This window comes from Alkalibacterium pelagium (genome assembly GCF_900109325.1).
In the GTDB taxonomy this organism is placed as follows: domain Bacteria; phylum Bacillota; class Bacilli; order Lactobacillales; family Carnobacteriaceae_A; genus Alkalibacterium; species Alkalibacterium pelagium.
In genome coordinates, this window is the sequence record NZ_FNZU01000018.1 from 10710 (window position 1) to 25741 (window position 15032).

Consider the following 15032-nt stretch of genomic DNA (forward strand, 5'->3'; position numbering starts at 1 on the left):
CGAGTGAGTCGCAAGAAGCATCTTGGAACCAACTGGCGAGCCGCCACGCAGCCGAGTAGGTCGTAAGACGCGTCTTGGACCCAACTGACGAGCCTAAAGGATGTGTCTCCAAAGATAATGATTTAATGGAACACACACTGAGACAAGACCAAAAAGAAGGCCTGAGAATCCCTCCAATAGTGGATTCTCAGGCCTATTTATTTAAATCGTTTAAGTATAATGGGTGTATCCAGGAAAGACTAGCGATTAGTATAGTCTATCTATTATCCCAATTATCCAATACGTTTATTCAGGTTATTCAGTTCTTCTTCAATTCCATTTGGATAGTGTCTATATAACTGAGCAAGCAGTTTAGGGTCCGTGCTTGAGGATTTAAGGAGATGAACCACTTTCTTGATCAGCTGGTAATGGTCACAGGTCTGTTTTTTAGCCCCAGATTCCTTATAGATAGCGAGATCATCAAGAATTTTATGAAAATCATTAACAAACTGTTTAAACTCGGGACCATTCCCAAGGAGAACAGATTTGACTTGCTGATTTTTCTTGTGCAGGCTAATCGCATATTCTTCAGGAGTCATCCCGATAGAGTGTGCGTATTGTTCCAACTCATCGTATTCTGAACGTACACATTCTTTCATTCATTTCACCTCGACTCGCACTTGGCTATTGGTCTAACCTAGTCTGCGAGTTATTTTAATCTTCATATAGTTTATAACCTTTTGAACCTGTAGTAAACAAAAAGTAACGCTCTGTCACATGATATTCTTTTATTGTTCAATCCTTTGTCACTTATTAAATGTAAGTACATTAAGCAGAGAAATATACTTTAATTATGCATCATATGAATAATACTGGTTATATGTCACATTTCGGACACATGAATAATTGTAACCGCTTTTATCATCTTTTTTATGGGAAATAGCTTAACAAAAGTCTTCATAGATTAAAATAAAATGATAATCTTTCTCATAAAACTCATTGACAAAGTCTTGGCCTATGTATACACTTTAAAAAACGATAAGAATAATGATAGATTTCTCATTTGTTCTCATCAAACTTTTTAGAGGAGTGATTTAGTCATGTCAATTGAATCACTGGAAGAAGCATTAAATCACTTGTTTCCAGAAACCGTTCAATGGCGAAGGCACCTTCATGAAAATCCGGAGCCTTCTTTCGAGGAATGGAATACCAGGCAATTTATAGCAGATAAATTAAGAGAATTTGGATACGAAGAAGTAGAAGAAAATGTAGGCGGGGGAGGCATCACTGCTTACCTGAGGGGGGCGAATTATGGTCCTGTTATCGCTTTTCGCGCTGATTTCGACGCGCTTCGCATTGAAGAAGAAACGGGATTGAGTTTCGCTTCTAGGAATCCCGGTGTGATGCACGCCTGTGGTCATGATGGACACACGGCTACTTTACTAAGTGTAGCTAAAGTTCTGAAAGCTCATGAGGATAAACTATCCGGATCGGTAAAATTCATTTTCCAGCATGCAGAAGAAGTCCTTCCCGGTGGGGGTAAGGCAATGGTCGACGCAGGAGTGCTTGAAGATGTCGATGCGGTATATGGATTACACCTCAGATCGCCGCTTGAATACGGAACGGTTTCATACTGTGAAGGCTACGCTATGGCAGCACCTGATTTCTTCAGTATAGAGATTCAGGGAAAAGGGGGCCACGCAGCTCATCCAAGTTCGACAGTCGACGCAGTAGTCGTTGCTTCATTTGTCGTCAATCAGCTGCAGACCATTATTAGTCGGAAGAAAGATCCGACTCAGTCTGGGGTGCTGACTTTCTCAACTTTTAAAGCTGGGGACGGGGCCAATAATGTTATTGCGGACAAAGCATTGCTTAAAGGAACCGTCAGAACCTTTGATCCTGATTTGAGAAACTTGGTTGAAGAGAAAATTAAAACCATGACTGAAAGCATATGTGAAGCCCACGGTGCCACATGCAAAGTGACCTATACAAGAGGATATCCGGCACTGTTCAATCATATAGAAGAAACACAACTGATCAGTACATTATTTGAAGCCAACCGTAAAGACGTGAATGTTGAACCAATACCATTACGTATGGGCGGCGAAGATTTTGCTTATTTCCTTCAGGAGAGACCGGGATCGTTTTTCTTCGTTCATTCCGGAAACAAGGAAAAAGGCATCACATATCCACATCACCATCCAAAATTTGATTTTGATGAACGGGCTATGCTGACTGGAGCCAAGTGCTTTATAGATATTGTAGGGCATTATCTGATGGACACTTCAGTCGTATCTTCCGACTCACACCACGCAGTAGGGGAATAAACAGAAAGAGGGATGTTTCATGAGTTTTGAGAAATGGAAAGAGGAGCTGAAGGAGAATTATCTGGAAACAGTAGCATGGCGCAGACACCTCCATGCTCATCCGGAGCCTTCATTCGAAGAAGTTGAAACAGCTCGCTTCGTCAAAGAAAAACTTGAATCATTCGGTATCGAAGATATTCGAACGAATGTAGGAAATGGATATGGAATCGTTGCAAAAATCAAGGGTCAGCATCCTGGACCGACGATCGCACTTCGAGCTGACTTTGATGCTCTTCAAGTGAAAGAGGAAGTGGAATCACCATTCAAATCCAAAAATGAAGGAATCATGCATGCCTGCGGTCATGATGGTCATACCGCATCATTACTCAGTGTGGCTAAAGTAATGGCTAAACATACTGATGAACTTCACGGGACACTTGTCCTGCTTCACCAGCACGCTGAAGAAGTCCTGCCTGGAGGAGCAAAATCAATGGTAGAAGATGGAGCACTTGAAGGGGTCGATTACGTTTTCGGCATTCATCTCGGTGCGACACAACCTTTAAATAAAGTCTTCTACAATGTAGCGTTCGGTTCAGCGAACTCCGATTCATTCAATATGAAAATTCAAGGGAAAGGTGGCCACGGTGCTGCCCCGCATGATACGCATGACGCTTTGACTGTCGGAGCTCAGATCGTAACGAATCTTCAGCAGATCATCAGTCGGATGACAGATCCTGTGAAGCCAGCCGTTCTGACATTTGCCGGTTTTCAGTCGGGAGGCGAAGCTTACAATATAATTGCTGACTCAACAGAAATAAAAGGAACCGTTCGGACTCTTCATCAAGATGTCCAGGAACTTGTGGAATCGAAGCTGAAATCGATGAGTCAGAGTATTGCTGCAGCATATGATGCAACTGTGGAAGTGGATTATACCAAAGGGTATCCAGCTATCGAAAATACACCTGAAGTCGTGGATGTAGTAAAAGCTTCTCTCCTTGAAGATTTTCCAGAAAATGAGGTAGCTGAAGTGAAGGAATCGATGGGAGGCGAAGATTTTGCCTACTTCCTGAAAGAAAAACCAGGAGCGTTCTTAAGAGTAGGGGCACAGCCTCCGGAAAACTCAGATGCTTTTCCTCACCACCATCCAAAATTTGAAATTGATGAACGGGCACTTCTGAGATCAGGAGAAGTATTTCTTTCTCTGATCAGAACGTATCTTCAAGGACAATCAGCTTAAAAGATGACAATGCCATCTAAAGAAAGAAGGGATGACTATGAAAAAATACATTATAAAACGACTGCTGACGGCGATTCCAGTTCTACTGATGATTTCAGTCGGCGCCTTTATCATGATGAACCTGGCTCCAGGAAGTCCGACAGATCTATATGTCAGTCCGGATGCTACGCCGGTTCAGATTGAAGCAACAAGGCGAGCGTTAGGTCTGGATCAGCCTTATCATATTCAATATTTCAGATGGTTGGGACGAGCACTTCAGGGGGACTTGGGTATCAACTACTCAACACGTTATCCTGTACTGCCAATTCTGATTTCTCGAATAGGACCGACAATCACACTTATGGGAACCACACTTGTCTTCTCATATTTAATAGCAATTCCTTTGGGGATCATCAGTGCTAGAAAAAATGGAACTTGGGTCGACAATCTACTGACCGGAGGATCGTTCGTTGGTGTATCAATACCAAACTTCTTTCTGGGACTTGGACTCATCTATATATTCTCCGTCCAGTTAAGATGGTTTCCAACCGGAGGGATGTCCGAGTTAGGGGGATCAGGAGGATTCCTGAGCGCTATTCATCATTTAGTGCTGCCAGTCATTGTCTTATCAGCATTCTATATTGCAAATATGACCCGATACATGAGAGCTACTATGATTCAAGTATATGGGGAAAATTATATCAGGACCGCCACAGCAAAAGGTCTGGCTTCTGAAGTGATTTTGACTCGACATGGAATAAGAAATGCATTGATACCAGTCATTACCATCATCGGAACTGATTTACCGAGACTGGTCGGTGGAGCTATTGTCACTGAGCAGATTTTCCAGTGGCCCGGTCTGGGACGACTGACGATCATGGCAATTCAGCAGAGGGAATACCCGATGCTTATGGCCATTACCGTCCTCTCAGCGGTCGTTGTACTGTTTGCGAACCTGCTGGTTGATATTATGTATGCAGTCGTTGATCCACGTATCAAATACAATTAGAAAGGAGGGAGACAAATGGCACAAAATGTCGGAAATAAAAACGCTGAAGCTATGTTTCATTTAGTAGATGCAGTGGAAAGAGTCAATTTTCCAGGAAATGAAGCCGAGCAGATCGCTACAGATGGCGATAGTTATATAAAAACAGTGGCGAAACGTTTCTTTAAGAACAAAGTAGCAGTCGTCAGTCTCGTTATCTTTATCATTCTTGTACTGACTGCCGTTTTTGCAAATCAGATTGCACCACACCCGCGGGACGCTTCAGTTGGTCGGTTTCAGGCAGCGCCTTATGATAACTTCTATCTCGGAACAGACGATATTGGTCGAGATGTTCTCTCCCGACTGATTCATGGTACGCAAGTATCAATGATTGTAGGGTTAGGTTCTGTTATGGTCTACGTCATTATCGGAACGACATTGGGCCTCGTCTCCGGTTACTTTGGGGGATTTGTAGACAGTGTCATCATGAGGATTACAGAAGCTTTCATGTCCTTTCCGTTTTTCATGGTTATTTTAACACTTGTTTCATTACTGGGATCTGGGCTGTGGGTTGTTACCATCGTCCTTGGAGTGTTGAGCTGGCCGCCGTTATGCCGGCTGGTCAGAGGGCAAGTGCTGACACTGAAAAAACAGGACTTTGTTCTGGCAGCTGTCGCTACAGGTTACTCAACTCCGGGTATTCTGTTTATCCATATACTGCCAAATGTATTATCGCCTATTCTCGTGAATGCGACATTCGGGATTGCGACAGCGATTTTAACAGAAGCATCTTTAAGCTTCCTCGGTGTCGGTGTACAGAGACCACGTCCAAGCTGGGGAAATATTCTGTCAGAAGCTCAGTCTCTAAGAGTTCTGGCTTATGAACCATGGCGATGGATTCCAGCAGGGATATTAATATTTGTAGCGGTACTGGCCATCAACTTTATAGGAGATGGACTGAGACAAGCAATTGAAGGAGAAAACAAAGCATAGGAGCTGAAGGGGAAAGCTCTTATGCCGAGCAACAGTAAAATCAGAACCATAGATAAATAAACGATTCACACATAGTTTTATACAAGTGTCACCTACGGGGGATTACTTACAAAGGGGAGACTAATATGTCTAAAATGAAAAAAATGCTTAAATATGGAACAGTTATGTTTGCATCATCTTTAGTACTGGCGGCTTGTGGAAATGGCGATGTGCCTGATCTTGAAGACGATGGCGCAACGGGTGGGGATGATACTGAAGAAACGGCAGCTGAAGGTGATGTACCTGAAGTTGAAGAAGGAGATACCTCTACTTTAATGGTCGGTCTGACCAATGCACCGGATAGTTTCAATCCATTTTATCGTCCTGGTGTAGCAGGTACCTGGATCCAGCGCTTCTTTTATGACAGCCTGCTGACGATGCCGACTGCAGACAGTTTCGAACCTGCCTTAGGCTCATTTGAAACCGAAGATAACCAGGTCTTTACAGTAACTATTGATGAAAATGCGAACTGGTCTGATGGGGAACCTGTTACTGCTAATGACGTGGCTTTCACTTTAAACACGATTGCGGATCCAGAAGTTGAAACATCACTAGGAACAAGCGTGGCAATGATCGAAGGAACAAATTCATCAGGTGTCCGTCTAGAGGAATATGATGAACTGCCAGGTGTGGAAGTCGTAGACGAGAAAACATTGACCATCACAACTAAGAGCCCAGTCGATCTGGCCTACTTGTCAGAGTTCCTTGGATTTAACGTTCTGATTGCTCCGGAACATGTCTTTGGAGATATTGAAGTGGCTGATATTCCAAACTCAGAAGCAGCTACGATGCCTAGCGTCTTCAGTGGAGCTTATGAGTTCGTTGAATACGATACAGATAACTATGTTCACCTGGAAGCAAATCCAGATTACTACAGAGGCGCACCGGAAATTGAGACAGTCTATGCGCGTATCATGAATGGTACAGCAATGATCACAGAGTTCCAGGCAGGAAATCTGCATATGGCAGCCGGTGGAGGAATCGGTATGGTTCCTGTTCAGGATATCTCACTGCTGGAAGACATTGACGGGCTGGTAGTAGATGAGTTCCCAAGTTTCAATGGTCAGTACATGATCATTAACAATGAACGCTTTGATGATCCACAAGTTCGTCAAGCATTTGCTTATGCACTTAATCGTGAACTGACAGTAGAAAATCTTCTGGAAGGTCGTGGGGAAGTTCTGGCCTCCACATATTCTTCTGCAAGTCCGTATAAAGACGAAGACCTTGAGCCGCTTCCATATGATCCGGATCTTGCTAGAGAAATGCTGGAAGAAGCTGGGTTCGACTTCGATACGCCACTTGAATTCGTTGTACCAACAGGTAACGCGGTCCGCGAGCAGAATGGTGACTTGATCGAGCAGTGGTTATCTGAAATCGGAGTAGAAGTCAATCAGTCCAACTATGACTTCCCGACTTGGTTAGCAATGGCAAACGATCTGGACTATGATATCGGCCTGATGGGATGGGGACATACTGCTGACCCTAACATTGCCAGCTATGTTCAGACCGGTGGTGCTTCAAATAACATGGGAGTAGAAGATCCAGTTATTGATGACCTGATTGAACAAGGAATGTCAGGAACAGATTTTGATGAGCGATACCCAGTGTACGCTGAACTGCAGCAGCACCTTCAAGATGAAATGCCAATTGTCCCACTTTACTCTGACTCTCAATTCGGGGTTCGAGTAGACTACCTGAATGGCGGAATCAAAGAATACTGGGCAGGTTCACTGCACGACCTGCACGAATGGACACTGGATCCTCAAGACTAATGTGCTGATCTGACAAACAAGTGGATAGAGACACTCATTAATCAGTTTTTAGTGTGTGTCTCTTCCCGTGTTTATATAGGACAACAGGAAAAAGAAAATGAGGTGAAAGAAATGGAAGATAGAACGATATTGGAAGTTAAAGACTTGGCGATTTCTTTCCAGACATTTGAAGGAGTAGTTAAAGCTGTCAGAGGCGTTGACTTCACCTTGAAAAAAGGTGAAACACTGGCCATCGTAGGTGAGTCAGGTAGTGGAAAATCAGTTTCCACAAAAGCAATCAATCGTCTGCTGCCTAAAAAAAATACTATGATTGAAAGTGGAGAAATACTTTTTGAAGGAACGGACTTGTTGAAACTTTCAGAGAAAGAGATGCAGAAAGTGCGTGGAAATGATATTGCAATGATTTTCCAGGATCCAATGACCTCTTTAAATCCAACGATGCAAGTAGGAAAACAAATTGCTGAACCTATTGTTAAACACAAAGGTGTCAGTAAGGAAGAAGCAAAAAAACAGGCACTTGATCTAATGGATCTTGTTGGGATTAAAAATCCTACTGAAAATTATAAAAGTTATCCCCATCAGTTTTCAGGTGGGATGAGACAGCGTGTCATGATTGCGATCGCACTGGCTTGTGAGCCTAAAATACTGATAGCGGATGAACCGACGACTGCCCTTGATGTAACTATTCAGGCTCAGATTCTCGGACTTATGAACAAATTGAAAAAAGAACTGGACACTTCCATTATTTTTATCACACACGACTTGGGAGTAGTTGCTCAGATGGCAGATCGTGTAGCAGTTATGTACGCAGGTCAAATTGTCGAACATGGCACTGCAGACGAAATTTTCTATAACCCAATGCACCCTTATACCTGGGGACTACTGGCATCAATGCCGACGTTAGATGTGGGACAGACAGAGTTGTACACGATTCCTGGTTCACCTCCGAATCTGCTTCATCCACCAGTAGGGGATGCTTTTGCCCCTAGAAATGAGTTTGCTCTGGAAATCGATTTCCATGAAGAACCTGACATGTTTAAAGTGTCAGATACGCATTATGCTAAAACATGGCTGCTCCACCCAAGTGCACCAGCGGTTGAGCCACCAGAAGAAGTCAGAAGACGTAAGGCTAAATTTGAGTCCCTTTACTTGGGAAAGGGAGAAATCAATGAGATGGGAGGGGAAGCCCTTGGTAGCAGAAGCTGAAAAGAAAGCTATTGTAGAAATTTCTGAATTGAAACAGTACTTTAATGCTGGAAAGAAGAATGAAGTGCGAGCTGTTAAAGATGTCAGCTTCTCCATCTATGAAGGTGAAACGTTCGGTTTAGTTGGAGAATCTGGAAGTGGAAAATCAACGACCGGAAGAGCATTGATTAAACTGGGTGATATCACCGGAGGCCAAATCTCCTATAAAGGACAGGATATTAATGACATCAAGCGCCGTAAGGACTTGCTTACCTTCCGTAAATCCATGCAGATGATTTTTCAGGATCCTTATGCGTCCCTTAACCCGAGGCTGACTGTCAAGGAAATCATCGGAGGGGCACTTAAAGTTCATGGCATGACCCAGAACAGCAAAGAAAGAACTAAACGCGTCTATGAGCTTCTTGAATCGGTAGGGCTGAATCGCCAGTTTGCCAACCGTTACCCTAGTGAATTCTCAGGTGGACAGTGTCAGCGTGTTGGTATTGCTAGAGCATTGGCTGTTGAACCGGATTTTATTATCTGTGATGAGGCGATCTCTGCTTTGGATGTCTCAATCCAAGCCCAAGTTGTCAATTTACTCAAAGAATTGAAAGAGCAGAACAATTTGACGTATCTGTTTATTGCCCATGATTTGTCGATGGTTAAATATATCAGTGACAGGATCGGGGTCATGAACAGTGGACGGGTTCTTGAAGTATGTGAGGCAGATGAATTGTATATTGCTCCGCTCCATCCTTATACGGAGTCACTGCTTTCTGCCATTCCGACACCGGATCCTGAAGCGGAACGTAAACGTGTCAGGACTGAATACGATCCTAAGTATCATCATTATGATGACCACAGTAATGTCGGGCTGCATGAGATTGCACCGGAGCACTTTATTTACTGTCACAAAGATGAAATTGCACTCTACAAGAAAAAACGGGAAAAACTGCTGAGACAAGCGAAACAACAATATGCCTGAGGCAAGAAGACACTGGTAAGCAGTTTGTAAGGAACTGGATTACCTGTGTCTTTTTCTTTAGATGGAGGACTGAAAATGCAGAAGAGTTTGGAAAGTGTCACAGAGATTATCAATGCTCATCAGGATGAGTTCTATGATTATTTGAGGCTGGATTCGGTCTCTACTCAAAATCTATCGATTTTACCCACTGTAGCTTACGTTAAAGATATGATCGAAAGAACCGGAGGAGAAACACGAATACTGGATGATCTGGGAGGAAATCCGGTCGTTTACGCTTACTTCAAGGCCGGACCAGAAGGGAACGCTGAAAAAACGGTTCTTTTCTACAATCACTATGATGTTCAACCTGAGGACCCAGTAGATGAGTGGGAAACACCACCATTTGAACCAACTGTAGTAGACGGAAAACTGTATTGTAGAGGAGTAACTGACAACAAAGCGAACCTAGTTATTCGTTTATATGCGATAGAGCACTTGCTTAACACCGAGGAGGGCCTGCCATGTAACGTCAAATTCCTCATTGAAGGAGAAGAGGAAAACGGCAGTCCGAACCTGAACGCCTACATCGAAAAGTATGCCGATTTATTTGAAAGTGACGGGTGTATCTGGGAATTTGGAGGAAAGAATGAAAATGAACAGTTCGTCATTGAGACGGGCGTCAAAGGTATGGCTTACTTCGATCTGTTTGTTGAAAGTGCCGACGTCGATATCCATTCCTCACTTGGAGCAGTGGTTGACAATGCCGCCTGGCGACTGACGCATGCTCTGGCTTCATTGAGAGACAAGGATAATAAAGTACTGGTTGACGGCTTCTATGATGATATAAAGCCTCCTTCTTCATCTGCATTGAAAGCAGTTCATGAGCGTACAGTCAGCCAGAAAAAAATCTCAGACATATATGGGCTCAAACATCCATTCATTACCGACAAGCTCGACTGGACAGCGGAAGAAGCTCTGGCATTTTATCCGACGATGACGATTTGCGGTCTCTTATCTGGCTATACTGAAGAAGGCACAAAGACAGTCCTTCCTCGAAAAGCTTCAGCTAAACTGGACTGTCGGCTTGTTCCTGGACAGGATCCTAAGAAAATCGAACAGCTGATCAGACAGCATCTCGATAGGAATGGGTTTTCTGATGTCGAACTTGTACTTTTAAAAGGGCAGAAAGCGTTCCGTTCAGATATAGATGACCCGTTCGTACAGACAGTCAGAAAATCTGCAGAAGAGATTTACGGTGGACCGGACAACGTCGTCCTGTCTCCAACAAATGCAGGAACAGGCCCGATGTACAGTTTTGGGCAGCATTTAGGTATCCCTGTAGCAAGCAGCGGATGCGGGCATGCAGAAGGTAAGGCCCATGCACCTAATGAGTCCGTCAGATTAAAGGACTTTGAAGAAGGCACCCTTCATATGGTTAAGTTCCTCCAACAATTTAAAGACGCTTAAAACAGAGACTTTCTCTGTTTTTTTGCGTGCCTTAATAGGATTAGTGTCTCATAATTTGTTACGAAAGTGTGAACATCGTGTAAATTGGGTGTAAAGACATATAATGATGGATTATATCATTATTATTTTTGGTAGCGTTTTATTTCGTAAGTAAATCACTTATATACGAATGATTAGCTATTCTGACGTTTGTTAAATTCGTGAATAAAGAAAGTTAACTTAATGGTCATATGTAAGCGTTATATTGTGAGTAGCAGGATAAGAGAGAATCGTTCTGAAAACGATTAAAATTTTCTCATTTGAAATATTGTGGTTCATTTTAGCGCCAATTAGATTTAAGATAATAACTATACTACCCGGAGCGGCATTATGATGATCGGCCTTTTACAGGCAGCCACTCTGGTATTTATTTTTGTTCTAAATATTAAGATGGAGGGTTATGATTGGACATACAACAGTTACTATTCACCTTTTTTGGTGGACTGGGTATTTTCCTGTTCGGTTTAAAATTTATGGGAGATGGCCTGCAGAAATCAGCAGGAGATAGCTTAAGAGAGATTTTAAACAAATTTACGGCAACACCTTTTAGGGCAATTCTTGCGGGGATTGCTGTTACAGTAGCGATTCAAAGTTCATCCGGGACAACAGTCCTTGCAGTTGGACTGGTAAGTGCTGGCTTCATGAAGCTGAGGCAGGCGATCGGGGTCATTATGGGGGCCAACATTGGGACGACGATTACAGCGTTCGTTATCGGTCTGGATATAGGAGCCTATGCCTTGCCTATATTGGCGGTCGGATCATTTATGATTTTCTTCTCCAAGAAGCCGATTATTGCTACCCTTGGTCAGACAATCTTCGGTTTCGGGGCGTTATTCCTGGGACTTGAGCTCATGGGGGACGCCATGTATCCGCTGAGAGACCTGCAAGTCTTTCGGGACCTGATGATCAGCCTTTCTGAAAACCTGCCACTAGGTGTAGGAATAGGAACAATGTTCACTTTTCTTGTACAAAGCTCCAGTGCCAGTATAGGAATACTACAGGAGCTTTATTCTCAAGGTCAAATTGCTCTTGAGGGCGCACTGCCGATCCTTTTCGGAAGCAATATCGGGACTACGATTACAGCAGTACTGGCCGGCGTCGGATCGAGTGTTGCCGCAAAGCGTACTGCCGCCTCTCATGTCATTTTCAACCTGGTTGGTACCTTAGTTATTCTGATGATTGTTGGGCCGTTCACTCAGCTGATTTATGCAGTCACACCGATTTTTAACCTGAATCCGGCAATGAGAATCGCATTCTCCCATGGACTCTTCAATGTGGTCAACGTGCTCATTCAGATGTGGTTTATTGATCACCTGGCGAGACTGGTCACTAAAATCGTCCCTGGTGATGATTCGATCATTGACTACGATTCTACTCTGGATCATACGATCATTAACACCGTTCCCTCAGTAGCTTTAAACCAGGCTAAGCTGGAACTGGGTCAGATGGGGGATTTCGTTGTTAAGGAATACAAGGAAATGTTCAAGTATTATCAGAGGCAGCAGGATGAAGACTTGGCCAATACCCTTCATTTAGAAGAAATCGTCAATAAAATCGATATGAACCTGACAGAATACTTAATGAAAATTTCTGTGGAAGATCTGCCAATTAAAAGTGCCGTGGAACACTCTCAGATGATGGATATTACGAAGTATCTGGAACGTATAGGTGATCACTCGGAAAACATTATCAGCAACGTTAATGAAGCCGTAAAAGCAAGTAAGAAAGCAGCCAAATCTAAAGGATTAAAAGAACCAGAAAAGATTTTTTATGATGAGGATCTGATTGCACTGTTCCACCTGGTGCAGCAGAATATTGAAGAAGCCATCAGTTCCTTCATAGAGGACAGCTATTCCTTAGCCGGAAAAGTGCTTCAGCGAGAAAAAGAAGTCAACCGCCTGGAAGAAGATATTCGACGTAAATACATTCAGCGTCTGAATAGTGGTGAAGGCCGTCCTTCAGACGGAATTCTGTTTGTAGATATCGTATCAAACTTGGAGAGAATGTCTGACCACTCGGTTAAGATTGCTAAACATGCAATCGGGTTAAGATTCCCGTTCCAGCCAGGGGACAGAAAGACTGTATCCAAACACACGCGTGCATTTGAAGGAAAAGACATCTAAAATAAGACTAGCAAAAAGGAGTGTGTGGACCTGTTCCACACACTCCTTTTATGATAGCTGTATCCTGAAAAGTTTTAATTCAGCAGATACTGAAAAAGAGCTGGCCGGTTTGGCCAGCTCTTTTTCAGTTCAATCATTCTTTGTATACCAGTTCCATTTTAAATCATTTGATTACATAGAGTCCCAATGTGCTCAATGGTAAGTTCCACTACATCTTCGGACTTCAGCCAGTTGGGATCCTTCTGTTCAACAATGACGCCACTAGGTGTTCCCGTGAAAATCAGATCCCCCGGTTTTAGCGTCATGTACTGGCTGGCTTCACTTACTATTCTCTCTACAGAAAATATCATATTGGATGTTGAACTGTTCTGCACCAGTTCGTTATTGCGCTTAGTGTGGATCGATAAATTATTGACATCTTCAATTTCGTCTTTAGTGACTAAGACAGGACCAACTGGACCAAAAAAATCAAAAGTTTTTCCGATCATCCATTGGGAAGACTGGAACTGATAGTTTCTTTCGCTGATGTCGTTACCAACGGTGTAACCTAAAACAGCTTTTTTAGCTTCTGCTTCACTTACGCTGTTAGCATACTCCCCAATCATTATGACCAGTTCCGCCTCATAATCGACTTTCTGAGAAATAACAGGGAGCGGGATAACTTGTTTATGTGCTGCCAATGCATTTGGAAATTTGTTGAAAAATACGGGATTGACAGGAACATCTGCACCGGTGGCTTTGACGTGATCGACATAGTTCAAACCGACACAGAGAATTTTTTCAGGATCGCCTATGACAGGCAGGTAGCGGAAGTCTGCTTCAGACAATAGATATTGACTCATGTCAAAATGAAGATCTTTCGCGCGATCAAGGACAGCCTTCAGCTGCTCAATACCTTTGTCGTGATCCTTAAGCAATTCTCTCATCGTCATCGGAATGGGGCAGTTTAAATGATCAGCTAATCTGTCCATTTCCAGTATGCCGTCTTCTATCTGGATACCTAAACGCTCTGTTGAACTTTTCGATAGATTGTAGCGTACAAGTCTCATTATACTATCCCCTTCTTATTAGCTAGTTAAATTATATGTTAAAAGATAAGGGTTGACAAAAATAACGTTTGTGATAAATGAGCAATACCTGATAAGTAAACCTTGCTCTCGAAGAGTGTTTTTAGTACACTTATGAAACGGATGTCAGTGAAGATAGTGGAGGAATGAACGATGGCAAAACGCAATAAGCAAATAGAAGTGGAAATTAATGAGACAGCTAAAAATACTAAAGAGTATACAGAACTGGAACTGGTCGTCAGAAAAAAAGTAATCGGAAAAATCATGCAGAATAATGATGGACCTGTTACCGTTGAGTTTAAGACCGGAAAAAAACGTACGGCCCGGTCAGTGGACGAAGGTATCCAGCTGATTATTGAAGAATACAACCTGCACGACGAATAATATAATTAAGAAGCAAAGCAGCCGTTCCTGCTTTGCTTTTTTCATGTGCGCCCGGCATGGGCGACAACTTGGTGGTGAAAGTCCACTACAGACTTGGCAGTAGGAACTGTTAGCGAAAGTCAAGGGTGTCCGCCGTGAGGCGGAATCTGAAGGAAGACGGACGCAAATGCTTGCACTGACGAACAGAAACTTCATACCAAGGCTTAATATAACGGATGAGCTTGCATGACAAAGTGAAGTCCGATACTGCCCGAATTCTATTGAGTAAATGAAGCAGTGACATGAGCAGAAGGTTGTCGTTCTTACCCGGGGAGGTCTCGTCAGCGCATAGTAGTAACAACGAATGGCGAGAAGTCAGCCGAGGTCATAGTAGGGAAAATGTACCGAAGGACCGAACAATATCAATACTTTGAAGATTGGAGGTTAGGCATTATGACAAACGCAGAAAACAACCGACAGGTTGGCAAGCTACAAAGGGATAAGCTGGAAGCGAAAGAGTATGTAGATGTG

At 43.1% G+C, this 15032-nt stretch carries 12 protein-coding genes; 10 read left to right on the plus strand and 2 right to left on the minus strand.

Annotated elements, in window-relative coordinates:
- Positions 1–272 precede the first annotated feature (272 nt).
- Entirely contained in the window at positions 273–638 is a 366-nt protein-coding gene (locus BMX79_RS11590) for a hypothetical protein (protein WP_091482861.1), read from the minus strand.
- Positions 639–1079: 441 nt separating this feature from the next.
- Here BMX79_RS11590 and BMX79_RS11595 point away from each other — a divergent pair, with 441 nt between their 5' ends.
- The 9 genes from BMX79_RS11595 (at position 1080) to BMX79_RS11635 (ending at position 13071) form a co-directional block, all read left to right on the plus strand.
- Positions 1080–2306 (plus strand): amidohydrolase, encoded by a 1227-nt coding sequence (locus BMX79_RS11595; protein ID WP_091482863.1) that lies wholly within the window; start codon positions 1080–1082, stop codon positions 2304–2306.
- Between the two features lie 19 nt (positions 2307–2325).
- The gene (locus BMX79_RS11600) at positions 2326–3522 is read left to right on the plus strand and encodes a M20 metallopeptidase family protein (RefSeq protein WP_091482865.1); all 1197 of its coding nucleotides are present in this window, start codon (positions 2326–2328) and stop codon (positions 3520–3522) included.
- A gap of 37 nt (positions 3523–3559) precedes the next feature.
- Complete coding sequence (locus BMX79_RS11605) at positions 3560–4510, plus strand: ABC transporter permease (protein WP_091482867.1); 951 nt, start codon at positions 3560–3562, stop codon at positions 4508–4510.
- Positions 4511–4525: 15 nt separating this feature from the next.
- Positions 4526–5479 carry an ABC transporter permease gene (locus tag BMX79_RS11610; RefSeq protein WP_218025386.1) on the plus strand — a complete coding sequence of 318 codons (954 nt, stop codon included), beginning with the start codon at positions 4526–4528 and terminating at the stop codon, positions 5477–5479.
- 125 nt (positions 5480–5604) lie between these two features.
- Entirely contained in the window at positions 5605–7293 is a 1689-nt protein-coding gene (locus BMX79_RS11615) for an ABC transporter substrate-binding protein (RefSeq protein ID WP_091482869.1), read from the plus strand.
- 111 nt (positions 7294–7404) lie between these two features.
- A complete protein-coding gene (locus BMX79_RS11620; RefSeq protein ID WP_091482872.1) occupies positions 7405–8499 on the plus strand; it encodes an ABC transporter ATP-binding protein in 1095 nt (364 codons plus the stop codon).
- On the plus strand, positions 8483–9463 hold the full coding sequence (locus BMX79_RS11625; RefSeq protein WP_246117703.1) for an ABC transporter ATP-binding protein: 981 nt from the start codon (positions 8483–8485) through the stop codon (positions 9461–9463). The genes BMX79_RS11620 and BMX79_RS11625 overlap by 17 nt, the downstream gene beginning before the upstream one ends.
- Positions 9464–9538: 75 nt before the next feature.
- The gene (locus BMX79_RS11630) at positions 9539–10909 is read left to right on the plus strand and encodes a M20/M25/M40 family metallo-hydrolase (RefSeq protein WP_091482876.1); all 1371 of its coding nucleotides are present in this window, start codon (positions 9539–9541) and stop codon (positions 10907–10909) included.
- 443 nt (positions 10910–11352) lie between these two features.
- Positions 11353–13071: a Na/Pi cotransporter family protein gene (locus tag BMX79_RS11635; RefSeq protein ID WP_091482879.1), complete on the plus strand. Its 1719-nt coding sequence runs from the start codon at positions 11353–11355 to the stop codon at positions 13069–13071.
- A gap of 158 nt (positions 13072–13229) precedes the next feature.
- Here the strand turns inward: BMX79_RS11635 and BMX79_RS11640 are convergent, their stop codons facing one another.
- Positions 13230–14120 (minus strand): fumarylacetoacetate hydrolase family protein, encoded by an 891-nt coding sequence (locus tag BMX79_RS11640; RefSeq protein WP_091482882.1) that lies wholly within the window; start codon positions 14118–14120, stop codon positions 13230–13232.
- 171 nt (positions 14121–14291) lie between these two features.
- Between BMX79_RS11640 and BMX79_RS11645 the strand changes: the two genes are divergently transcribed.
- Entirely contained in the window at positions 14292–14522 is a 231-nt protein-coding gene (locus BMX79_RS11645; RefSeq protein WP_091482884.1) for a DUF2969 family protein, read from the plus strand.
- Positions 14523–15032 lie beyond the last annotated feature (510 nt).

Bases quoted from the DNA above. Each gene is read 5' to 3' on its own strand.
- BMX79_RS11590 (WP_091482861.1), bottom strand. From the start codon at position 638: ATGAAAGAATGTGTACGTTCAGAATACGATGAGTTGGAACAATACGCA.
- BMX79_RS11610 (WP_218025386.1), top strand. From the start codon at position 4,526: ATGGCACAAAATGTCGGAAATAAAAACGCTGAAGCTATGTTTCATTTA.
- BMX79_RS11605 (WP_091482867.1), top strand. From the start codon at position 3,560: ATGAAAAAATACATTATAAAACGACTGCTGACGGCGATTCCAGTTCTA.
- BMX79_RS11615 (WP_091482869.1), top strand. From the start codon at position 5,605: ATGTCTAAAATGAAAAAAATGCTTAAATATGGAACAGTTATGTTTGCA.
- BMX79_RS11620 (WP_091482872.1), top strand. From the start codon at position 7,405: ATGGAAGATAGAACGATATTGGAAGTTAAAGACTTGGCGATTTCTTTC.
- BMX79_RS11640 (WP_091482882.1), bottom strand. From the start codon at position 14,120: ATGAGACTTGTACGCTACAATCTATCGAAAAGTTCAACAGAGCGTTTA.
- BMX79_RS11645 (WP_091482884.1), top strand. From the start codon at position 14,292: ATGGCAAAACGCAATAAGCAAATAGAAGTGGAAATTAATGAGACAGCT.
- BMX79_RS11600 (WP_091482865.1), top strand. From the start codon at position 2,326: ATGAGTTTTGAGAAATGGAAAGAGGAGCTGAAGGAGAATTATCTGGAA.
- BMX79_RS11595 (WP_091482863.1), top strand. From the start codon at position 1,080: ATGTCAATTGAATCACTGGAAGAAGCATTAAATCACTTGTTTCCAGAA.
- BMX79_RS11630 (WP_091482876.1), top strand. From the start codon at position 9,539: ATGCAGAAGAGTTTGGAAAGTGTCACAGAGATTATCAATGCTCATCAG.